This window comes from Streptomyces sp. NBC_01255 (assembly GCF_036226445.1).
Classification (GTDB): Bacteria; Actinomycetota; Actinomycetes; order Streptomycetales; family Streptomycetaceae; genus Streptomyces.
Genome location: NZ_CP108474.1, coordinates 2,951,587 through 2,972,505 on the forward strand (window position 1 = coordinate 2,951,587; position 20,919 = coordinate 2,972,505).

19 protein-coding genes are annotated in these 20,919 nt (G+C 72.6%); 5 read left to right on the forward strand and 14 right to left on the reverse strand.

Translation table 11 applies throughout. From position 1 onward, the window contains the following. The first annotated feature begins 198 nt into the window (after nt 1-198). Nucleotides 199-1,641, forward strand: a complete 1,443-nt coding sequence (locus OG357_RS12885) for a zinc-dependent metalloprotease (protein WP_317598944.1) — start codon at nt 199-201, stop codon at nt 1,639-1,641. Next, the gene (locus OG357_RS12890; RefSeq protein ID WP_329621268.1) at nt 1,638-2,159 is read left to right on the forward strand and encodes an NUDIX hydrolase; all 522 of its coding nucleotides are present in this window, start codon (nt 1,638-1,640) and stop codon (nt 2,157-2,159) included. Before OG357_RS12885 ends, OG357_RS12890 begins: the two co-directional genes overlap by 4 nt. Before the next feature lie 57 nt (nt 2,160-2,216). Here the strand turns inward: OG357_RS12890 and OG357_RS12895 are convergent, their stop codons facing one another. The 4 genes from OG357_RS12895 to OG357_RS12910 form a co-directional block, all read right to left on the reverse strand. After that, on the reverse strand, nt 2,217-2,972 hold the full coding sequence (locus tag OG357_RS12895; protein ID WP_329621269.1) for an AIM24 family protein: 756 nt from the start codon (nt 2,970-2,972) through the stop codon (nt 2,217-2,219). Nucleotides 2,973-2,991: 19 nt separating this feature from the next. Next, nucleotides 2,992-3,672 (reverse strand): AIM24 family protein, encoded by a 681-nt coding sequence (locus OG357_RS12900; protein ID WP_329621270.1) that lies wholly within the window; start codon nt 3,670-3,672, stop codon nt 2,992-2,994. A 14-nt stretch (nt 3,673-3,686) separates the two neighbouring features. Beyond that, entirely contained in the window at nt 3,687-5,384 is a 1,698-nt protein-coding gene (locus OG357_RS12905; protein WP_329621271.1) for a TerD family protein, read from the reverse strand. Nucleotides 5,385-5,515: 131 nt separating this feature from the next. Next, nucleotides 5,516-6,091, reverse strand: coding sequence for a M48 metallopeptidase family protein (locus OG357_RS12910; protein ID WP_329621272.1), 576 nt, complete (start codon nt 6,089-6,091; stop codon nt 5,516-5,518). Nucleotides 6,092-6,312: 221 nt separating this feature from the next. On the opposite strand from OG357_RS12910, the gene OG357_RS12915 reads away from it, so the two are divergent. Next, nucleotides 6,313-7,464 (forward strand): TOMM precursor leader peptide-binding protein, encoded by a 1,152-nt coding sequence (locus OG357_RS12915; RefSeq protein ID WP_329621273.1) that lies wholly within the window; start codon nt 6,313-6,315, stop codon nt 7,462-7,464. Nucleotides 7,465-7,505: 41 nt separating this feature from the next. After that, entirely contained in the window at nt 7,506-8,855 is a 1,350-nt protein-coding gene (locus tag OG357_RS12920) for an ABC1 kinase family protein (protein WP_329621274.1), read from the forward strand. A gap of 19 nt (nt 8,856-8,874) precedes the next feature. Here the strand turns inward: OG357_RS12920 and OG357_RS12925 are convergent, their stop codons facing one another. The 5 genes from OG357_RS12925 to OG357_RS12945 all read right to left on the reverse strand — a co-directional run bounded on the left by OG357_RS12925 (nt 8,875) and on the right by OG357_RS12945 (nt 12,714). After that, entirely contained in the window at nt 8,875-9,057 is a 183-nt protein-coding gene (locus tag OG357_RS12925) for a hypothetical protein (RefSeq protein WP_024758716.1), read from the reverse strand. Nucleotides 9,058-9,171: 114 nt separating this feature from the next. Further along, a complete protein-coding gene (locus tag OG357_RS12930) occupies nt 9,172-9,495 on the reverse strand; it encodes a hypothetical protein (RefSeq protein WP_329621275.1) in 324 nt (107 codons plus the stop codon). Then, the gene (locus tag OG357_RS12935; protein WP_317598925.1) at nt 9,492-9,860 is read right to left on the reverse strand and encodes a WhiB family transcriptional regulator; all 369 of its coding nucleotides are present in this window, start codon (nt 9,858-9,860) and stop codon (nt 9,492-9,494) included. Before OG357_RS12935 ends, OG357_RS12930 begins: the two co-directional genes overlap by 4 nt. A 172-nt stretch (nt 9,861-10,032) precedes the next feature. Further along, a complete protein-coding gene (locus OG357_RS12940; RefSeq protein WP_443066673.1) occupies nt 10,033-10,362 on the reverse strand; it encodes a hypothetical protein in 330 nt (109 codons plus the stop codon). Nucleotides 10,363-10,533: 171 nt separating this feature from the next. Next, nucleotides 10,534-12,714, reverse strand: coding sequence for an ATP-dependent DNA helicase UvrD2 (locus tag OG357_RS12945; protein WP_329621276.1), 2,181 nt, complete (start codon nt 12,712-12,714; stop codon nt 10,534-10,536). Between the two features lie 162 nt (nt 12,715-12,876). On the opposite strand from OG357_RS12945, the gene OG357_RS12950 reads away from it, so the two are divergent. Next, nucleotides 12,877-13,134: a mycoredoxin gene (locus OG357_RS12950; RefSeq protein WP_317598921.1), complete on the forward strand. Its 258-nt coding sequence runs from the start codon at nt 12,877-12,879 to the stop codon at nt 13,132-13,134. Nucleotides 13,135-13,242: 108 nt separating this feature from the next. On the opposite strand, the gene nudC is transcribed toward OG357_RS12950, so the two are convergent. The 5 genes from nudC to OG357_RS12975 all read right to left on the reverse strand — a co-directional run bounded on the left by nudC (nt 13,243) and on the right by OG357_RS12975 (nt 20,898). Further along, nucleotides 13,243-14,199: an NAD(+) diphosphatase gene (gene nudC, locus OG357_RS12955; RefSeq protein WP_329621277.1), complete on the reverse strand. Its 957-nt coding sequence runs from the start codon at nt 14,197-14,199 to the stop codon at nt 13,243-13,245. A 68-nt stretch (nt 14,200-14,267) separates the two neighbouring features. Then, nucleotides 14,268-15,686 (reverse strand): dipeptidase, encoded by a 1,419-nt coding sequence (locus OG357_RS12960; RefSeq protein WP_329621278.1) that lies wholly within the window; start codon nt 15,684-15,686, stop codon nt 14,268-14,270. A 10-nt stretch (nt 15,687-15,696) separates the two neighbouring features. Beyond that, nucleotides 15,697-19,119 carry an ATP-dependent DNA helicase gene (locus OG357_RS12965; protein ID WP_329621279.1) on the reverse strand — a complete coding sequence of 1,141 codons (3,423 nt, stop codon included), beginning with the start codon at nt 19,117-19,119 and terminating at the stop codon, nt 15,697-15,699. 72 nt (nt 19,120-19,191) lie between these two features. After that, nucleotides 19,192-20,028, reverse strand: coding sequence for a hypothetical protein (locus OG357_RS12970; RefSeq protein WP_329621280.1), 837 nt, complete (start codon nt 20,026-20,028; stop codon nt 19,192-19,194). A gap of 111 nt (nt 20,029-20,139) precedes the next feature. Continuing rightward, nucleotides 20,140-20,898: a hypothetical protein gene (locus OG357_RS12975; RefSeq protein ID WP_329621281.1), complete on the reverse strand. Its 759-nt coding sequence runs from the start codon at nt 20,896-20,898 to the stop codon at nt 20,140-20,142. Nucleotides 20,899-20,919 lie beyond the last annotated feature (21 nt).

Below are 20,919 nucleotides of genomic sequence, written 5' to 3' on the forward strand. Positions count from 1 at the left end.
GGTTGTCTTCAGTACGTACACGCATGACGCGTACGGACCAGGTGGCGTCCATCCTGCCGCAGGGCACGGCCCGGCGGAGCACCGAGCCCATTTCCGGCCCGGATGTCTACGCTGGTGGTGTGCGGGGCCTGTTCTCAGGCCCTGGTCGGGCAGTCGCCGTCGGCAGGAGGCCGGCGGCCCTACGAGCCGAGGAAACCTGTGAGTGACACCCCATTCGGATTCGGCCTTCCGCCGGAGGAGCCGGAGAACGGCGACGAGGGCAAGAAGAAGGACCCCGCCGGAGGTGGCCAGGGCTCCGGCGGCCAGGGCGGCAACCCGTTCGGGGCGAACCCGTTCGGCTTCGGCGGGCTGCCCGGCATGGGCGGCCCCGGCGGCGCGGACAACCCGTTCGCGGCGATGTTCGGCTCGCTGAACCCCAACGATCTGGGCGCGGCCTTCCAGCAGCTCGGGCAGATGCTGAGCTACGAGGGCGGTCCCGTGAACTGGGACATGGCCAAGCAGATCGCCCGCCAGGTGGTCGCCCAGGGCACCGCCGACGGCACCAAGGACGCCAGTGTGGGCCCCGCCGAGAAGGCGGCGGTCGAGGAGGCCGTGCGCCTGGCCGACCTGTGGCTGGACGGCGTGACCTCGCTGCCCTCGGGCGCGAGCACGGCGGTGGCGTGGAGCCGCGCGGAGTGGGTCGAGGCGACGCTGCCGGCGTGGCAGCAGCTCGTGGACCCGGTCGCCGAGCGGGTCGGCGCGGCGATGGGCGACGTCCTGCCGGAGGAGATGCAGGCCATGGCCGGCCCGCTGATCGGCATGATGCGCTCCATGGGCGGCGCCATGTTCGGCCAGCAGATCGGGCAGGCCGTGGGCGCGCTCGCCGGTGAGGTCGTCGGCTCGACCGACGTCGGTCTGCCGCTCGGCCCGGCCGGGCGCGCGGCGCTGCTCCCGCTGAACGTGGAGGCGTTCGGCAAGGACCTGGGCGTGCCCTCGGACGAGGTGCGGCTCTACCTGGCGCTGCGCGAGGCCGCCCACCAGCGGCTCTTCGCGCACGTGCCGTGGCTGCGGGCGCATCTGTTCGGCGCGGTCGAGGGGTACGCGCGCGGGATCAAGGTCGACACCTCGAAGCTGGAGGAGGCGGTGGGCCAGCTCGACCCGACGCACCCCGAGCAACTTCAGGAGGCACTCCAGCAGGGCATGTTCCAGCCGGAGGACACCCCGGAGCAGAAGGCGGCCCTGGCCCGTCTGGAGACGGCGCTCGCGCTGGTCGAGGGCTGGGTGGACGCGGTGGTCCACGAGGCCGCCAAGTCGCGGCTGACCTCGGCGGACGCGCTGCGCGAGACGCTGCGCCGGCGCCGGGCGTCGGGTGGTCCCGCCGAGCAGACCTTCGCGACGCTGATCGGTCTGGAGCTGCGTCCGCGGCGGCTGCGGGACGCGGCGCGCCTGTGGGCCTCCCTCACGGACGCGCGCGGGGTCGACGGCCGGGACGGTCTGTGGGAGCACCCGGACATGCTGCCGACGGCGACCGACCTGGACGACCCGGACGGCTTCGTCCACCGCGAGCACCTCGACTTCTCGGAGCTGGACAAGATGCTCGGCGAGGCGGCGAAGGGCGACCCCGGCAAGGGCGACGCGGAGGACGGGGACGACAAGGCGTGAGTCTGCACGATGACGCGGTCCTCGTACTGAAGGAGTACGAGGACCAGCCGGAGCTGCGGGACGTCTACCTGGAGCACCTCGCGGCCCACCCGGACGGCATGTACAAGCCGTGCGGGGCCGGTCACCTCACGGGGAGCGCGCTGGTGATCGACCCGTCGCGGGGTCAGGTGCTGCTGACCCTGCACAAGAAGCTGGGCATGTGGCTGCAGATGGGCGGTCACTGCGAGCCGGACGACGTGACGCTGGAGGCGGCCGCGCTGCGCGAGGCGACGGAGGAGTCCGGGATCGCGGGCCTGACCCTGCTGCCGGGCGGTCCCGTGCGGCTCGACCGGCATCCGATTCCGGCGCCGTGCCACTGGCACCTGGACGTGCAGTACGCGGCGCTCGCTCCGGCGGGAGCGGCGGCGGAGATCAGCGAGGAGTCGCTGGACCTTCGCTGGTTCCCGTACGAGCAGGTGGCCGGCGTGGCGGACACGTCGGTGGTGCGGCTGGTCGAGAGCACCCTCGCCCGTCTGTGACGGGACATGGGTAAGGGGCGGTCGCCTGGGCGACCGCCCCTTACCTGCGTGCCGTGCTCAGTTCCAGGCGTTGTTCTGGTTCTGCGCGTGGGCGCCCTGCTGGCCGGCGCCGAACTGGGCGGCGATGCCCTGGCCGATGGCCGCGTTCTGCGGGGGCATGACCTCGCTGGGCTGGACGAGGGCGAAGCCCTGGCCGAGGAAGCTGAGCTCCCAGCCCTCGCCCGTGTCACCGCGGCGGCGGCGGACGCTGGAATTGTGCGTCTGCGCCTGCATCTGGACGCGCAGCCCGGTCGACCAGGCGACGATCGCGTCCGCGTCGACGCTCACGTACTTCTCGGGCGTGACCTGCATCATCAGCGGCTGGCCCGAGGTCATCAAAGCGACCTTGCCGCGGCCGGAGATGTTGAGCTGGTACTTGCCGGAGCCGGAGATGCCGTACTGGCTGTCGACGGCGATGACCTCGGTGTGGAGGGTCGAGTCGAGCGCCAGGACGTAGGCGCTGTCGACGGTCAGCCCTTCCTGGTCGACCTCCACCACGTGGACGTTCTGGGCGAGGTTGGCGAAGTAGACCGTGCCCTGGCCGGAACAGCGCATCAGGTCGAGACCCTCGCCTGTGCGGGCGCGGGCCCGGCGCTGGTTCGGGGTCTGGTACTCGCCGTCGAAGTCGACGAGCCCCTGGTACGCGACCATGGCGCCCTTGCGGGCGAGGATGTCGTCCTGCCCGGTCAGGCTGACCCGCAGGAGCTGCGGGTTCTGGATGACGTACCGCTCCTGGCTCTGCTGTTCGGCGTGGTTGAAAAGCGGGCTCTGCATGGTGTGTTCTCGCTCCCCCTCAGCCCCGGACCCGGAGGCGGTCGGTGCTGTCCTCGCTCGGCTGTACGACGACGATGCCCTGGCCCGAGAAGGCCATCTGCATGGCCTCGCCGCTGCCCCGCCCGATGAGGGAGGAGGCCTTGAAGCTGCGCTTGCCCTTGACCTTGAGCGACGGCGACCAGGCGACGAGCGCGTCGGGGTCGACGTACGTCTCGTCCTCGCCGCGACCGCAGTCGACGACGATCGGCGTGCCGCGCGAGGTGAGCGCGACCCAGCCCGTACCGGCGATCTCCACGTTGAACAGGCCCTGGCCGGCGAACTTGGCGAGTCCCTTGACCCGCTCGACGCCCCACTGGAGGTGCGCGTCGAAGGCGAGGAGGTTGGTGCCGTTGACGGACAGGGAGTCGTTCTGGAGGTTGATCACGACGACGTCCGCGCCGTAGTCGGCGAGGTAGAGCAGTCCGTCGCCGGAGCACTTCATGATCGGCGTGCCCTCGCCCGTGGCCCACTCCTTGGCGACCTGGCGGACGGCGGGCGGGTTGGGCTCGTAGGTGATGAAGCCCTCGTAGGCGACCATCGAGCCGGTCCGCGCGTACAGCTCCTGGCCGGAGGCCATGGCGACCTTCAGCATGGTGCGGCCGTGGTTTTCCATCCGGGCCGTTACGGGGGTCGGGACGTAGCCCGCGAGTTGCTGGTTCATGACTTCGGGCTCCCTCAGACCTCGTAGGGCTGGACGACGATGAAATTGCCGGGGGCGCCCCGGAACTGGAGGTTCACGGTCTCTCCGCTGTGGCCCGGGTAGGCGTTGCGGCGGAGCCGCACCTGGCTGGAGAGGATGACCTGGGACGCGGACGACCAGGCCACCACGGCGTTGCAGTCGGCGAAGGTGGTCGGCGTGACGGGCAGGACCACGGGGATGCCGTGGGTCTTCACGACGACGGTGCCGGTGCCCTGGAACTGCATGGTGAACAGGGCTCCGCCGGGGATGCCGTGCCCCTCGATGCGGCGGACCTCGTACTGGAGGGACTCGTCGAACGCGAGGACGTTCTCCGCGGAGACGCAGATGCCGTCGCCCTGGAGCTCGATCGGGTGCAGATGGGCGCCTTCCTCGGCGAGGAAGACCTGGCCGCGGCCGGAGCACCGCATCAGCTGCATCTCCTGGCCGGTGGCGTTGCCGACGATCCGGCCCGCGAAGCCCGCGCCCTTGTGGGAGAAGTCGACCTTGCCCTGGTACATGACCATGGAGCCCTGCCGGGCGAGGACGGGGGTGCCGCCCATGGCGAGGTCGACCCGCATGAGCTGCTGGTTCTGCGGGGTCCACCGGGCGCCGGTGGCGGTCTCCTTGAACGGCGCGAGCGCGGCGGCGAGCCCCGCGCCGGTGGCCGGGACGCCCTGCGGGACGCCCGCGGGCTGCTGCCCGAACTGCGGCTGCTGGCCGTACGGGCCGGGAGCCGGCTGCCCGTAGGGGGGCTGCTGCGGCGGCTGGCCCTGGCCCGGGTACGGGCCGGGGGCCTGCCCCGGGATCTGGCCGGGGTACTGCCCCGGGGCCTGACCCGGGACCTGGCCGGGGTACTGCCCTGGGGCCTGACCCGGGACCTGGCCGTACTGCGGCGGCTGCGGAGGCTGTCCGTACGGGGCGGGGGCCGGCGCGGGCGGCGGGACCTGTGCGGGCGCCATCGGCGCCACCATCGTGGGCGCCGTGTGGACCGGCTGCGCCGGCGCGACGGGCGCGGGCGGGGCCGGCGGGGCACCGAACGCGGGCGCCGGGACGGGCGGCTGGGGCGCGGCCGGTGCAGGCGCGCCGAAGGCCGGGGGTGCGGCCGCCTGCTGCGGCGGGGCGAAGCCGGGTGCCGGGGCCTGCGCCTGCGGCGCCGCGGGCTCCTCCTCGGCGACCTCGCCGCCGAAGTTCCGCAGGAGCGCGTCCAGGCCTCCGTCGAAGCCCTGGCCGACGGCGGCGAACCGCCAGACGTCCTTGAGGTAGAAGTCGCCGAGCATCACCGCGCGCTCGGTGGAGAACTCCGCGCCCGTGAAGGCGTACCGGGCGACTTCCTCACCGCCCGCCACGATCCGCAGGTGGCCGGGGCCGACCTGGGACATCTGGCCGGCGCCGTCGATCGTCGCGGTGAACGACAGCTTGTGGATGTTCGCCGGGATGCGGTCGAGGGTGACGCGGAAGGACTCGGTGTCACCGGACTGGGCACCGAGCAGCTGGATGGACTCCTCAGGCGACTTCGGCTGGTTGAAGAAGACGAAGTAGCGGTCGTCCGAGAGCCTCTCGTCCGCGTCGAGTCCGAAGCAGCTGATGTCGAAGCTGAGTCCGGGCGCCGCGATCTGCACACCCACGTACAGATCGGTTCCCGCGGTCAGATCGCTGATCTTGGCCTTGTGGCCGCGTTGGAATTCCCTGGCCATGCGTAACGACCGTCCCCCATCCCGAATGGCGAATGCTCGCGCCAGGCTAACCGCTGAGTGCGACATTGAGACAGGGCAGGTCGTTTTCGGTACGGAATCGGGAAACACGCGCGCAGCCGGTATCGGCCGTGTCACTCCTCGCGAGCGCCCGGGAGGTGCGGGAGCCGGTCGGCGGCGACCACGCCCTCCAGGTAGCCGCGGGCCCGCTCGGTGCGCGGGTACGCCTCCAGGAGCCGCCAGAACCTGGGGCCGTGGCCAGGGACGAGCAGATGGGCCAGCTCGTGCAGGAGGACGTAGTCGACGACGTACTCGGGCATGCCCTGGAGCCGGTGGGAGAGCCGGATGCTTCCCTCGGACGGGGTGCAGGAGCCCCAGCGGGTGTTCTGGTTGGTGACCCAGCGGACGGAGCCGGGGCGCGCCCGGCCGCCGTAGTACTGGTCGGACAGGCGCAGGGCCCGCTCGGTGAGCTCGCGGTCGCCGAGGACGCTCCGGCTCTCCTGGGCGGCGAGCTTGTCCAGCATCACGGTGACCCAGCGCTGCTCCTCCGCCTCCGACATGCGGGCGGGGATGAGCACGATGGTCCGGTCGCCCTCGCGGTAGGCGGAGACGGTTCTGCTGCGCCGGGCGCTTCTGCGGACCTCGACCGCACTCGTCCCCGAGCCGCGGGGCGGCTTGCTGGTCACGCTGCGCTGTGGGTCGGCGGGCACGGCCCCGACGTTACCCGCTGACCGTGGGGGAAGTCCTCCCTCCGGAGTCGTTTCGGGAAGGATCCGACCCTGCCGTTTCGGCACCGCGCACCATTCGAATGACTAATCCCCTGGCCTGTGGACAACTTTCGGCGGCCTTCGCGGCTGCGGGGCATTCTCGCTTCAGGGCGACGGAAGAGCCGTTGTCGATCTTGAATGCGGTCATGGGCGGGGGCGGGGAAATGCATCCGATGGTGAAACCGGCGCTGCGACGCGCCTGGCGCAGTCTCCAGTGCGTCCAGTTCGGGATCACCCCCGCGCACGCGGTGGTGCTGAGCCCGGTCGACACGGGCACCGGGGAGCTCCTCGCGCTGCTCGACGGCACCCGGGGGACGGAGCTGCTGCGGGCCGAGGCGCGGGCCCGCGGTCTGCCGGACGGACATCTGGAGGCGCTCCTCGGCCGGCTGGCGGCGGCCGGGCTCCTCGCGGACGCCTCGAACGGGCGGCCGGGGAAGGCGGGTCCGGGCGCCGGCGCGGTGGACCCGGCACTCGATCCGCTCCGCGCCGACCTGGCCTCGCTCTCCGTCGTCCACCGCGAGCCCGACCGGGCGGTGCGGACCCTGACCGCCCGGCGGGCCCTGCGCGTCCAGGTCCGCGGGGCGGGGCGGGTGGGGGCGATGGTGGCGGCCCTGCTGTCCGCGGCGGGCGTGGGCACGGTCGAGGTGCTGGACTCCGGCCGGGTCGAGCCATGGGAGACCGCCCCGGGCGGACTGCCGGCCGAGGCCGCCGGCGAGCGCCGGGCGACGGCGGCCCGGCGCCTGGTGAGCCGCTGGGCACGGGGTGGCGCCGGCAGAGCCGGAGCGCCCCCACCGGGTGACGGCCGGGGCACGCCCGGCCTTTCACTCGTCGTGGTGACACCGCGCGACGGTCTCGGCGCGTACGTCCCCGACCCGCTGCCGGCCGGACCGTGGATCGCGACGGGCACGCCCCACCTGTACGCGGGGGTGCTGGAGGCGACGGGGACGGTCGGGCCGCTCGTCCTGCCGGGTGGGACGGCCTGCGCCCGCTGCCTCCAGGAGGAGCTGACGGACCGGGAGCCCGTCCGGCCCCGGCTCCTCGCCCAGTGGCGCTCGGGCGCACCGCATCCGCTGCCCGCCTGCGATCTGGCGCTGGCGACGGCCGTGGCGGGGCTCGCCGCCGCGCACGCGCTCGCGTTCCTGGACGGGGATTTGCCGGCCTCGACGGGCGCGCGCTGGGAGGTGTCACTGCCGCTGTTGGAGTGGCGGACGGAGCGTCTGCGGCCGCGCCCTGACTGCCCGTGCGGGGCGGCGCGCGACGGAGAAGGGGAGCGCACCTCGGCAGCCGGAAGCGCGCAGGACACAATGGCGGGGTAACGGCCCTGCGCGACACGGCAGTCTGGGAATTGGAGGGGCGCATGTCTGATCTTCCCCGGAAGGCGGTCACCCGGACCGCCAAGTTGGCCGCGTTGCCGCTCGGCTTCGCCGGGCGGGCCACGTGGGGCCTGGGCAAACGGATCGGCGGCAAGTCCGCCGAGCTGGTCGCCCGCGAGCTCCAGCAGCGCACGGCCGAGCAGCTGTTCAAGGTGCTCGGCGAGCTGAAGGGCGGGGCCATGAAACTGGGTCAGGCGCTGTCCGTCTTCGAGTCGGCCCTCCCGGAGGAGGTCGCCGGACCGTACCGGGCGGCGCTGACGAAGCTTCAGGACGCGGCGCCGCCGATGCCGACGTCCACCGTCCACGCGGTCCTCGGCGAGCGGCTCGGGGAGAACTGGCGTGAGCTGTTCCTGGAGTTCGAGGACAAGCCGGCGGCGGCTGCCTCGATCGGGCAGGTGCACCGGGCGGTCTGGCACGACGGCCGCGAGGTCGCGGTGAAGGTGCAGTACCCGGGCGCCGGGGAGGCACTGCTCTCGGACCTGACCCAGTTGAGCCGCTTCGCCCGGCTCCTCGGGCCGCTCGTGCCGGGGATGGACATCAAGCCGCTGATCACCGAGATGCGGGACCGGGTCTCCGAGGAGCTGGACTACGCCCTGGAGGCGACGTCCCAGCGGGAGCACGCGGAGGTGTTCGCGGACGATCCCGACGTGGTCGTACCGGCGGTGGTGCACCAGTCGGAGCAGGTCCTCGTGACCGAGTGGATGGACGGGATCCCGCTCTCGGAGGTGATCGCGGACGGCACGGAGGCCCAGCGGGACCGGGCGGGGCAGCTGCTGGCCCGCTTCCTCTTCTCCGGCCCCGCGCGCACCGGCCTGCTCCATGCCGACCCGCACCCGGGGAACTTCCGGCTGCTGCCGGGCGCCGAGGGGGACGAGGATCCGGCGAGCTGGCGCCTCGGCGTCCTCGACTTCGGCACCGTGGACCGGCTCCCGGGCGGGCTGCCGGAGACGATCGGCGTGTGTCTGCGGATGACGCTCGCCGGTGAGGCCGAGACCGTCTACGAACTGCTCCGCGCGGAGGGGTTCGTCAAGGATTCCGTCGCCCTCGACCCGGACGCGGTCCTCGCGTACCTGCTGCCGATCATCGAACCGGCCGAGGCGGAGACGTTCCTGTTCACCCGCGGCTGGCTCCGCGCCCAGGCCGCCCGGATCGCCGACCCCCGCTCCCCCGCCCACCAGCTGGGCAAGCAGCTCAACCTGCCGCCCTCGTACCTGTTGATACACCGTGTGACGTTGAGCACCATCGGGGTGCTGTGCCAGCTCAACGCGACGGTACGGCTCCGGGACGAGCTGGAGGAGTGGCTGCCCGGCTTCGTCGCGCCGGACACCGACTGAGGCCGGCCGAGAGGGCCGGTCACCACCAGGCGGAGTCGAGCCGGCCCTCGATCGCGCGGATGTTGGCGCGGGCGCAGTCCTCGCAGAAGTACTCGCGCCGGCCGTTCTCCACCGAACACGTCCAGGTCAGCGGAAGGGTGTCGGTGGTCTTGCCGCAGCGCGCGCAGGCGAGGGGTGCCTCGGGAGTACGGGCGTCGTTCACCCTCGTGACGATAGCCCGGCGAAGGCGCCTCGGCCCGGGCAACGCACCGCGGGGGCCGGTCCGTTCGGACCGGCCCCCGCGGGCGCGCCCCTGAGGGCGCGGGGTGGAAACCCCTTAGTTCATGACGGCCATGGCCAGCGCGCGGCGGGCGCGCAGCGAGACGCGCTCGGCGCGGCGCTGCATGCGCCGGGCGGCGACCAGGCGCAGGGCCTGACGTTCCGCCTCGGCCTCACGCTGCAGCTCGTGCATATGGGCACGAGCCAAGGCTTCTGGGATGAGTTGCATTTCGCGGATCCTGTTCTGACGCGCGGTGTGCGCGGCGGTGGTGGAGAAGTCGGGGGTCGCGGAGCCGATGGGCTCGATGGCGGAAGAGATCATCGGGGCCTGCTTCTGGGGATCGTGCGTGTAAGGGCGGTCGATGGTTCCGGTGGCGCTCATGCCGCGACCGGGTTCTTGCGCGGACGGCCACGGGGCCGCTTCCGGGCGACGACCACGCCCTGGACGAAGAGCTCGCCACCCCAGACACCCCAGGGCTCGCGGCGCTCCTGGGCGCCGGCGAGACAGGCGGCCATGAGCGGGCAGGTCCGGCAGAGGGACTTCGCGTACTCGACGTCGGCCGGGGACTCCGCGAAGAAGACCTCGGGGTCGTAGGCGCGACAGGGGACGGGGACGCCGAGGTTCTCGATGGCGTCGTCGAGCGCGGTGAGCGCGGTGAGGGGGGTCAAAGTGGGGTCCTCCGTGGAGCCGGGCAGGGGGATCGAATCGGAAGGCGGTACGGACGGGGCGTGCGCTTCGAGTTGCACGGTGGTCTTTCCTCGTCTGGTCGTTCCGGCCTGTTTGGCCGGGGTTTCGGCTGGTACCGGGTGTTTCTGCCCGAGGCCCCTTCGCTCCGTCATCCCCGTTCGGGGACAAACAGAAGGGCCGCGGATCCCGGGTGGGGTTCCGCGGCCCTGAAGGCGCCGGTCCGATCATGGATCAGACTGGATCACTCCAGGGTTCGAGCCCACGGAAGGCCCACATCATGTGGTGGTGCGTCGTCGTCTGCCGCTGCTGGATTCCGGCACCGGTCGCGGCGAAGGCATAGGCCGTGGCCTTGCCTGCTACTGCTGCTTCCAGTGCCTTGGTCGGTCGCTCATTGCGCTCGATGGCGGCCACGCCGAGACCGGACAGACCGGTGACAGGCAGACCGCTGCCAAGGAACGCAGCGCCGGAGAGGCCGAGCGAGCAGGCGGAGACGATCGCGCGATCGGTCATTTTGGCGGTGCTGACGAAGCCGACGGTGCTGGGCTTGATGTTGCTGATCACGGGTAATCGCCTCCTCTCGGCGTCTCGGAGGGCTCGGGCGCGAGCCCTGACCCTCGTATGTATTTGGACAAGTACAGCACGAAGACAGGGCTTCTAAGAAGCCGCTGTGTCCGTGGTTAAGAACCTATGGCGCTTGACGGGGCAGGCGCAAACTATTTTCGCGACGAGTTTTCACGAGACTTCGTCCTCCCCCGTCCTTCCCTCCCCACCTGCGCAGATGGCCAGGACGTCGGCTCCGAAGCGGTCGAGCTTGCGGATGCCGACGCCGGAGATCGAGGAGAGCTCGCCGTCGGTGGTCGGGACGCGTTCGGCGATGGCCATGAGCGTCTTGTCGGTGAAGACGCAGTAGGCGGGCTGGGCCAGCTCCTTCGCCTGCTCGGCGCGCCAGTCGCGGAGCCGCTCGTAGAGCCCCTCGTCCATGTCCGAGGGGCAGTCCTCGCAGCGCATGAGCTTCATGGCACCGGCCTCGGTGAGCGTCGCCCCGCAGACCCGGCACAGGACGGGGCCGCGCGGCTTGCGCCGGCCGGCGGTGATGCCCCGCTCGATGCCTCCGGCCCCGGCGACGGTGGCGGAGCCGAGGGAGCCGGAGCCGGGTCGCAGCCCCTTGAGGAAGCGGGTGGGGCGCCGGGAGGCGCGGCCACCCGGGGCGCGGGACAGCGCCCAGGAGAGCGAGAGGTGGAGGCGGGCCCGGGTGACGCCGACGTACAGCAGGCGGCGCTCCTCCTCGACCTGCTCGTCGGTCTTGGCGTACGTGATGGGCATCATGCCCTCGGTGAGGCCGACCAGGAACACGGCGTCCCATTCGAGGCCCTTGGCCGCGTGCAGCGAGGCGAGGGTGACGCCCTGGACGGTCGGCGCGTGCTGGGCGGCGGCCCGCTCGTCGAGCTCGGCGACCAGGTCGGAGAGGGTGGCGCCGGACTTGGCGCGGGCGAAGTCCTCGGCGAGCCGGACGAGAGCGGCGAGCGACTCCCAGCGGTCGCGGACCGCGCCGGAGCCGGAGGGCGGCTTGGTGGTCCAGCCCTTGGTGGAGAGGACGGCCCTGACCTGCGAGGGCAGGTCCTCGGCGTCGTCGAGGAGGGAGTCGTTGCCACCGGCGCGGGCCGCGCCGCGCAGGGCGATGCCGGCTTCCCGTACCTCCTGGCGCTCGAAGAAGCGCTCGGCGCCGCGGAGCTGGTAGGGCACTCCGGCGTCGGCGAGGGCCTGCTCGTAGACCTCGGACTGGGCGTTGATCCGGTAGAGGACGGCGATCTCGCCGGCCGGGACGCCGGCGGCGATCAGGTCCCGGATGCGGCGGGCGGTGCCCTCGGCCTCGGCCGGTTCGTCGGCGTACTCCGTGTAGGCGGGCTCGGGGCCCGGGTCGCGCTGGGAGATCAGCTCCAGGCGGTGCTCGGCGGCCCGGCCGCGGGCCTGGCTCAGCAGGCCGTTGGCGAGGTGGACGACCTGCGGGGTGGAGCGGTAGTCGCGGACGAGCTTGACCACCGTGGCGTTCGGGTGACGGTTGCGGAAGTTCAGCAGGTGGTCGGGGGTGGCGCCGGTGAACGAGTAGATGGTCTGGCTGGCGTCGCCGACCACGCAGAGGTTGTCGCGGTCGCCGAGCCACAGGTCGAGCAGGCGCTGCTGGAGCGGGGAGACGTCCTGGTACTCGTCCACGACGAAGTGCTGGTACTGGCGGCGGATCTGCTCGGCGATGTCGTGCCGGTCCTGGAGGATGCCGACGGTGAGCAGCAGCACGTCCTCGAAGTCGATCACCGAGCGGTCGCGCTTGAGCTGCTCGTACAGCGCGTAGATCTGACTGATCTCGGCCGGATCGCGCGGGGCGTCCCTGACGGACTTGGCGACCGCGGCCGGATAGTCGGCGGGGACCGTCTGGGTGACCTTGGCCCATTCGATCTCGCCCGTGACGTCGCGCAGCTCGTTCCGGTCGAGCCGGATGCGGCAGCGGGCCGCGGCGTCGGCGACGAGCTGGATCTTCCGGTCCAGGAGCCGGGGCATGTCGCCGCCGACGGCCTTCGGCCAGAAGAACTGGAGCTGACGGAGGGCCGCGGAGTGGAACGTGCGGGCCTGGACTCCGCCCGCCCCGAGCTCCCGGAGCCGGCCGCGCATCTCGCCGGCTGCGCGGTTGGTGAACGTGACGGCCAGCACACTGGCGGGCTGGAGTATCCCCGCCCGCACCCCGTATGCGATCCGGTGGGTGATGGCGCGCGTCTTGCCCGTGCCGGCTCCCGCCAGCACGCACACCGGGCCGCTCAGGGCCCGTGCGACCTCGCGCTGCTCGGGGTCGAGCCCGTCGAGCACCGCGTCGGCCGTCTCCGGGACCTGCGGGAAGAGAGTGGAGTGCGTTGCTGCTGTCACCTGTCCATGCTGCCAGGTCCGGCGAGCTCGGTGCGGCGGCTTGTCCACAGGCGGGAGGCGTCGGTCATACGAATGCCTGTCACACGAATGTCGGGAATGGGACGGCGGGGGCGTACGTTCTTCTTCTCGGCACCCGTCAGCGAACAAGAGGAGCGCCAGGCCATGCAGGGCACTGTGACGATGTACAGCACCACGTGGTGCGGCTACTGCCGTCGGCTGAAGAGCCAGATGGACCGCGAGGGCATCGCGTACTCGGAGATCAACATCGAGCAGGACCCGGAGTCGGCGGCGTACGTCGAGAAGGCCAACGGGGGCAACCAGACCGTCCCGACCGTCCGCATCGTTCCCGTCGCCGGCGGCGACGAGGTCGTCATGACGAACCCCAGCCTCGCGCAGGTGAAGCAGGCGCTCGGCGCCTGACCCCGCCCCGCAGCTCACGAACCCCGACCGGGAAGGCCTCCGGTCGGGGTTCCGTGTTTCCCGGACGACGTCCTTCCCGGACGACGTCCGTCCCGGACGACGTCTTTCTCAGACCACGTCGCCCGGCTTCGGGAGCGGCTTGCCGTACCAGAGCTCGATCAGGCGGGAGGCGATCGAGATGCCGTACGGGGGCAGCACCTCGCCGGACTCGAAGCCGGCCGCGAGGTCCTCGCGGGAGAACCAGCGGGCCTCGTGGATCTCCTCGCCGTCCACGTTTATCTCCGAGGAGGTGGCGCGGGCGAAGAAGCCCAGCATGAGGCTGGACGGGAAGGGCCAGGGCTGGCTGGCGATGTACTCGACCTCGCCGACCGTGACACCGGCCTCCTCGAAGACCTCGCGGGCCACCGACTGCTCGATGGACTCGCCGGGCTCGACGAAGCCCGCGAGGGTCGAGAAGCGGCCCTCCGGCCAGTGCACCTGGCGGCCCAGCAGGGCCCGGTCCTGGTCGTCCGTGACCAGCATGATGACCGCCGGGTCGGTACGCGGGTAGTGCTCGGCGCCGCATGCCTGGCAGCGCCGGATGTGCCCGGCGGCGGCGATGACGGTGCGGTCGCCGCAGCGCGAGCAGAAGCGGTGGAGGCGCTGCCAGTTCTCCAGGGCCACGGCGTGCACCATGAGGCCCGCGTCGCGGTCGGAGAGCAGCAGCCCGGCCTCGCGCAGCCCCGCGGGCCGGGCGGACTGGTCCATGCGACCGGGCAGGGAGTCCTTCTGGAGCGCGAAGTAGGACACCCCGTCGGCGTCCGTGCCCAGGAAGTAGCGGTGGGTCTCGGTGACGGGTGCCTCGAAGGCCGGGGTCATGACGAGCTCGGTGGTGCCGTCGGGCCGGTCGTCGATCAGCACCTGCCCCCCGGAGACCACGAAGACGCGGGTCGTGGGGTGGCTCCAGGCGGCCGCCAGCCACGCCTCGTCGAGGCGGTGGTGTGCGGCCCGGTCGATGCCGCTCGGTGCGGTGAGCGAGATCGGGCGGTCCGGTCGGTCCGTTGACGCGTGCTTCAAGGTGCTCACAGGTGCTTCCAGCTCCCCCGGATCGGTGTGTGGGTTCAGCGCGCGGTGGCGTGGGCCTGTCCTGCGGATCAGGGTCGGACGGGCCCGAGGGCGGCGGGCAGGTCGCCCCACAGGTGAGCCGTGGTCTCGACGCCCTTCATGAGGAGGTCGAGCTCGATCTTCTCGTTCGGGGCGTGCCAGCCGTCGGACGGGACGGAGATGCCCAGGAACAGCACGGGTGCCTCCAGGACGTCCTGGAGGTCGGCGGCCGGCCCGGAACCGCCCTCGCGGGTGTAGCGGACCTTGGCGCCGTCGAAGGCCCTGCTCATGGCCCCGGCCACCGCCTTGAGGGCGGGGTGGTCGAGGGGAGTGAGGCAGGGGCGGGTCGGGGCGCCGAAGACGATCTCGTACCGGATGCCGGCGGGGACGAGCCCGGCGAGCCAGTCCCGGACGGCGAGCTCGATCTTGGCCGGGTCCTGGCCGGCGACGAGCCGGAACGACAGCTTGAGCTGGGCGGACGCGGGGACGATCGTCTTGCCGCCGGGGCCCTGGTAGCCGCCGCCGATGCCGTTGACCTCGGCGGTGGGGCGGGCCCAGACCCGCTCCAGGGTGGAGAAGCCGGCCTCGCCGTGCGTGCCGTGGGACTTGGCCGTACGCAGCCAGGCCGCCTCGTCGAAGGGGAGCTCGGCGACCAGGGCGCGCTCGGCGTCGGAGAGTTCGGTGACGCCCTCGTAGAACCCGGGGATCGCGACGCGCTCGGTCTCGTCGTGCAGCGCGGCGACGATCCGGCCGGCGGCGGTGGCCGGGTTCGGTACGGCGCCGCCGAAGGAGCCGGAGTGGATGTCCTGGTCGGGGCCGTACAGCTCGATCTCGCAGTCGGCGACCCCGCGCATCCCGGTGCACACGGTGGGGGTCGTCTCGGACCACATGCCGGTGTCGGAGACGATCACGGCGTCGGCGGCGAGCCGCTCGGCGTGGGTCTCGACGAGCTCGCGGAAGTGCGGCGAGCCCGACTCCTCCTCGCCCTCCACGATCAGCTTCAGGTTGACGGCGGGGGCGGTGCGGCCGGTGGCGGCGAGGTGGGCGCGGACCCCGAGTGTGTGGAAGAACACCTGGCCCTTGTCGTCGGCGGCGCCCCGCGCGTACATCCGGCCGTCGATCACGGTCGGCTCGAAGGGCTCCGTGTGCCAGCCGTCCTCCCGGGCCGCGGGCTGCACGTCGTGGTGGCCGTAGACGAGGACCGTCGGGGCGTCCGGGTCCCCGGAGGGCCACTCGGCGAAGACCGCCGGGGCGCCGTCCGTCTCCCACACCTCGACCGTGGCGAAGCCGGTCTCCGTGAGCTTCGCGGCGAGCCATTCGGCGCTGCGCCGGACGTCCCCTGCGCGGTCCGGCTGCGCCGACACGGAGGGGATGCGCAGCCACTCGGCCAGGTCGCCGAGGAAGGCGGCGCGGTGCTGCTCGATGTACGTACGCACGGCGTGGACGGCGCTGTCCGGGGTCTCGCTCATGCCTCCGAGCCTATCCGGCGCCGGAGGGTGCCCCGCCCAGCAGGATGGCCTCCAGCTCGGCCCGGCCGGGCAGGCGGGCGGGGCGGGCGACCTCGCCGGTACGGACGTAGACGAAGGCGGCCGTGACCTCGTCGGGCGCGAGGTCGTGCTGCTCGGCCCAGGCGAGCCGGTAGATCGCGAGCTGGAGGGGGTCGGCGGTGCGGTGGTGGCTGGTCTTCCAGTCGACGATCTCGTACGCGCCGGTGTCCGGGTCCCGGTAGACGGCGTCGATCCGGCCCCGGACGACCCGGCCCGCGAGGGTGAGGTGGACGGGGACCTCGACGCGGTACGGGGAGCGGTGGGCGTACGGCGTGCGGGCGAAGGCCTCCTTGAGGTCGTCGAGGTCCCGCTCGTCGAGGATCTCGGGCTCCCCCGCGAAGTCCTCGCCGCCGGGCAGGTCCTCGGGGCCGAGGAACGGCAGCGGCAGCTCCTCGAAGCGGGACTCCACCCACGCGTGGAAGCGGGTGCCCCGGCGGGCCGCGGGCTGCGGCGGCTTGGGCATGGGGCGGGCCAGGTCCTGCGCGAAGCCGTCGGGGTCGGCGGCGAGGCGGAGCACCTGGGAGGCGGAGAGGTACGGGGGGAGGAGGACGTCGCGGGTGGTGGCGCGGGCGCGGCGGAGTTCGGTGGTGAGGGCGGTGAGATCGCGGTCCCAGGAGGCGATGGTCCTGGCGTCCTCGGGGGTGAGTTCCGTGTACGGCTCCGAGGGCGGGGCCTCGGGCTGCCTCGGTGCGGGTACCGCGTCCGCGTGGGTGTCCTCGGGGAGGGTTTCCTCGTCCCAGACGGGTTCCTCGTCGTCGGACCAGAGGTCCTCGGGGGCGGGGTCCAAGCGGTCGGGCGCTGCGCTGGGGGGGTTGTGCCCACCCTCCCCCAGAGCTTCGCCTGGGAGGTGCCCCCAGCTCGGCGGAACGTATGCCCACAGCCTGGTCCTCACGGCCTCCGCCGCAGCGCGGCGCCGCGTCAGCGCCTCCGCGTCCAGCGGGAGCGGCCAGGCCTCGTCCTTCGTGTTCTCCGTCAGGGACGGGTTCTCCGCGTCGGGTTCCGGGGTTTCCGCCCAGGACTCGATGTCGCCGTGGCCGGCCTCGCAGTGGTCGTAGAGGGCCTGGAGGAAGTCCGAGGGGCCGCGGGGCTTCTTCTGGGACGGGCCCCACCAGTGGGCCGAGCCGAGGAGGAGGGAGCGGGGGCGCGTGAAGGTGACGTAGCCGAGGCGGAGCTCCTCCGTGTGCTGGTGGTCGCGCATGGCGTTCTTGAACGACGTGAGGGACTTCGCGTCCCAGGTGTCGATCCCCGGCAGCGTGTCCGCGTCGCCGCGCAGGGCGTGCGGGAGCACCTGGGGCTGGGACGTCCACGCCTCGCGGGCGCGGGCGCTCGGGAACGCTCCGGCGACCAGGCCGGGGACGGCGACGACGTCCCACTCCAGGCCCTTGGACTTGTGGGCGGTGAGGACCTTCACCGTGTTCTCGCCGCCCGGGAGGGCGTTGTCGAGGCCCTTCTCGAACTGGACGGCCGTGCGGAGGAAGCCGAGGAAGGCGAGCAGGCTCGCCTCGCCGTCGAGGGAGGCGAATCCCGCGGCGATGTCCAGGAAGTTCGAGAGGGTCTCGCGGCGGCGGGCGGCCAGCGCGTGCGGGGAGGCCGAGAGCTCGACCTCCAGGCCGGTCGCGCCGAGGATCCGGTGCAGCACGTCCATGAGCGGGTCGGCGAGCGAGGTGCGCAGGGAACGCAGCTCGGCGGCGAGGCGCGCGAAGCGGACCCTGGCCTCGGTGGAGAAGGGCAGTCCGTCGTCGGTGGCGCCGCCGGAGTCCAGGAAGGTGTCGAGCGCGTCGGCGAGCGAGATCACCTCCGCCGGGTCGACGCCCTCGACGGCGGCGGCGAGCCGCTGCTCGGGGTCGGGGTCGTCGCCGCCCCGGTGGACGAGGAGGCGGGCGCGGCGGCCGAGGAGGGCCAGGTCGCGGGGGCCGATCCGCCAGCGGGGGCCGGTGAGGAGGCGGACGAGGGAGGCGTTGGCCCCCGGGTCCTGGAGGACCTCGCAGACGGCGACGAGGTCGGCGATCTCGGGCAGGTGGAGGAGGCCGGAGAGGCCGACGACCTCGACGGGCACGTCACGGGCGACGAGGGCGGCGTGGATCGCGGGGAAGTCGGTGGCGGTCCGGCACAGGACGGCGATCTCGCCGGGCTCGCGGCCGGTGCGGACGAGGTGGGCGAGGGAGTCGGCGAGCCAGTCGATCTCCTCGGCGTGGGTGGGCAGCAGGGCGATGCGGACGCTGCCGTCCTTCTCCGCGCCCGGGGCGGGGCGCAGCGCCTCCACGCCCGCGTGCATGGCCCGCAGGGGGGCGGCGAGTCGGTTGGCGAGGTCCAGGAGGCGGCCGCCGCTGCGCCGGTTCTCGGAGAGGGAGTAGCGGCTCGCGGGGCTGCCGTCGGCGCCCGGGAAGTGCTCGGGGAAGTCGTCCAGGTTGGCGACGGAGGCGCCGCGCCAGCCGTAGATGGCCTGGCAGGGGTCGCCGACGGCGGTCACCGCGTGTCCGGTGCCCTGGCCGAAGAGACCGGAGAGCAGCAGCCGCTGGGCGACGGAGGTGTCCTGGTACTCGTCGAGCAGGACGACCCGGAACTCCTCGCGCAGCAGGCCCCCGACCTCGGGGCGGGTGGTGGCCAGTTCGGCGGAGAGGGCGATCTGGTCGCCGAAGTCGAGCAGATCGCGGGAGCGCTTCGCGGCGCGGTAGCGGACGACGAGGTCGAGCAGCTCGCGGCGGGCGGCCGTGGCCTCGGGGATCTTGCGCAGCTCGGCGTTGCTGAGCTTGGCGCCGGCGAGGGCGGTGAGGAGCTCGGAGTCGTACGCCGTGAGGTCCCGGGGCCGTACGAGGTGCTCGGCGAGCTCGCCGTCGAGGGCGAGCAGGTCGGTGATCAGGGTCGGGAACGACTTGGTCAGCGCCGGGTACGGGCCGGGGGCCTCGCGCAGCACGCGCGCGGCGAGCTGGTAACGGGTGGCGTCGGCGAGGAGCCGGGCGGTGGGCTCCAGGCCGATGCGGAGGCCGTGGTCGGTGAGGAGCTGCCCGGCGAAAGCGTGGTACGTGGAGATGCGGGGCTCGCCGGGGGGATCGTCCGGGTCGATGACGTCGGGGTCGGTGACGCCGGCGCGGACGAGGGCGGTGCGGACGCGCTCGGCGAGCTCGCCCGCGGCCTTGTTGGTGAAGGTGAGACCGAGGACCTGCTCGGGGGCGACCTGCCCCGTCCCGACCAGCCAGACCACGCGGGCGGCCATCACCGTCGTCTTGCCGGAGCCGGCTCCGGCCACGACGACCTGCGGGGCGAGCGGCGCGGTGATGCAGGCCGTCTGCTCCGGGGTGAACGGGATGCCGAGGAGCTCCTTGAGCTGCTCGGGGTCGGTGAGGTGTGCGGTCACCTCAAAGAGGCTAACGCGACCGACTGACAGTGCGGCCCGGCCCGCCTCTCACCAGGGCCTCCCGCGAGCGGCTCAGGCGGGCTGGCCGGGGTCCAGCTTCGACAGGTCCACCGTCTCGTCGGCGGGCGGGACGACCACGTCGACCGGCTTGTCGTAGTCGGAGAGCATCACGGAGCCGGGTTCGTCACCGCCCGTCTTGACCATCTTGAGGATGTAGGGCTTGCCCTCCCGGGAGACGGAGACGGTGGACGTCTCGCCGCCGGTCTTCTTCTTCACCAGCGTCGCGACGGGGGTGTCGTCCACCTCGCCGTCAGGCCCGCGCACCAGACCGCTGCGCTCCGCCTTGTCCTTGTCGAGGTCGGCGAGGAGCCCCTTCAGGTCGCAGACGCCGCCGAGGTCGTCGCTGCCCGCCTGTCCCGGGGCGATCTTCAGCCAGCGGCCCTTGACGAGCTCGATCGTGGCGTCGATCTGTGGCTCGGGCATTCCCTGGGAGGCCATGGAGACGCGCCAGAAGGCCTCGTCGCCCTTCATGTACGTGATGTCGTCGACGCGGCGCAGTTCGGCGGTGCCGCCGTCGATCTTCATCACGCCGGTGCATTCGTCGCGGTCGTTGACGGCGAAGTCGATGTCGAGCGGCTGCCCGTCGGCGGCGACCCGGCCCTTCATGCGGAGCGAGGTCGCGGACTGGGTGGCGGTGACCGCCCGCTCGGCGATCTCGTCGGGGGTGAGGTCCGCGAAGGGGTCGGGGGACGGCGTCGGGGCCGGGGCCCGGACCGCCGCCGGGGCCTGGACCGCCGCCGGGGCCACCGCTGCCGGTGCCGGCGCCGCCCAGGCCGCCGCCGGCGCGGGACCCACGAGGGCGGCGGCGCAGACGACGGCCGCGGCGCGAAGCTTTCGGTGGGACGCCATGCGAGCCTCCTCGCGGATTCCCCGAGTCCCCCGACCCTTGTCCACCAGGGTCGCCCCACACGCGCGTGCCCGCGACCGGGCGCGGCGGGTGGGGCGGATGGGGCGGGTGGGTCAGGAGGCGCCGGCGAGCTCCGCCATGTCGACGACCTCGTCGGCCGGGGGCGCGGTGACGGTGACCGGCTTGTCGTACTCGGTGAAGGTGACCGTGCCGGGCTCCTTGCCGCCGGCCTCCACGACACGGAGGATGTACGGCTTGGCGGAGTCCTTGGCCACGTAGAAGGTCGTGGTCTCGTCCTTCGCGCCCTTCTTCGTGAGGGTGGCGGCGGGCGTGCCGTCGACGTCGGCGTCGGCGCCGCGGGTCAGGCCCTTGCGCGGGGTGTCCTCGTCCATGTCCTTGACGATGGTCTTGAGGTCACAGAAGGCGTCGGGGCCTTCGTCCCCGGCAGGCATCTTCATCCAGCGGCCCTTGAGCAGCGTGGCCATGGCGCCGGCCTCCTCCGCCGAGCCGCCCTCATCGCCGGCGGTGGAGCTCCAGAAGGCGTCGTCGCCCTTCATGTAGCTGACGCCGCCGGTGCCGATCATCTCGGCCTTGCCGCCCTTGCCGCCCGCCTGCATCGACCCCTTGCAGGAGCCCTTGTCGTCGACGGAGAAGTCGACCGTCATCTCCTGGCCGTCGGTCTTGCCCTTGCCGTTCATGTGGAAGGAGGTGGCCGCCTTCGTGGTCGCGACCGCCTTGTCGGCGATGGCGTCGGCCGTGAGTCCCGCGAAGGGGTCGGCGGCCTTGTCGTCGCCCTGGGAACAGCCCGTGACACCCGCGACCACGGCCACACAGACCGTCGCCGCAACCCAGAGCTTCCGATTGGCCTTCATCCACGTACTCCTCAGCGTTTT

What these genes read in the sequence shown, in the direction of transcription:
- OG357_RS12950 (WP_317598921.1), top strand. Translation starts at nt 12,877, where the DNA reads ATGCAGGGCACTGTGACGATGTACAGCACCACGTGGTGCGGCTACTGC.
- OG357_RS12905 (WP_329621271.1), bottom strand. Translation starts at nt 5,384, where the DNA reads ATGGCCAGGGAATTCCAACGCGGCCACAAGGCCAAGATCAGCGATCTG.
- OG357_RS12975 (WP_329621281.1), bottom strand. Translation starts at nt 20,898, where the DNA reads ATGAAGGCCAATCGGAAGCTCTGGGTTGCGGCGACGGTCTGTGTGGCC.
- OG357_RS12915 (WP_329621273.1), top strand. Translation starts at nt 6,313, where the DNA reads ATGCATCCGATGGTGAAACCGGCGCTGCGACGCGCCTGGCGCAGTCTC.
- OG357_RS12970 (WP_329621280.1), bottom strand. Translation starts at nt 20,028, where the DNA reads ATGGCGTCCCACCGAAAGCTTCGCGCCGCGGCCGTCGTCTGCGCCGCC.
- OG357_RS12895 (WP_329621269.1), bottom strand. Translation starts at nt 2,972, where the DNA reads ATGCAGAGCCCGCTTTTCAACCACGCCGAACAGCAGAGCCAGGAGCGG.
- OG357_RS12900 (WP_329621270.1), bottom strand. Translation starts at nt 3,672, where the DNA reads ATGAACCAGCAACTCGCGGGCTACGTCCCGACCCCCGTAACGGCCCGG.
- OG357_RS12920 (WP_329621274.1), top strand. Translation starts at nt 7,506, where the DNA reads ATGTCTGATCTTCCCCGGAAGGCGGTCACCCGGACCGCCAAGTTGGCC.
- OG357_RS12930 (WP_329621275.1), bottom strand. Translation starts at nt 9,495, where the DNA reads ATGAGCGCCACCGGAACCATCGACCGCCCTTACACGCACGATCCCCAG.
- OG357_RS12960 (WP_329621278.1), bottom strand. Translation starts at nt 15,686, where the DNA reads ATGAGCGAGACCCCGGACAGCGCCGTCCACGCCGTGCGTACGTACATC.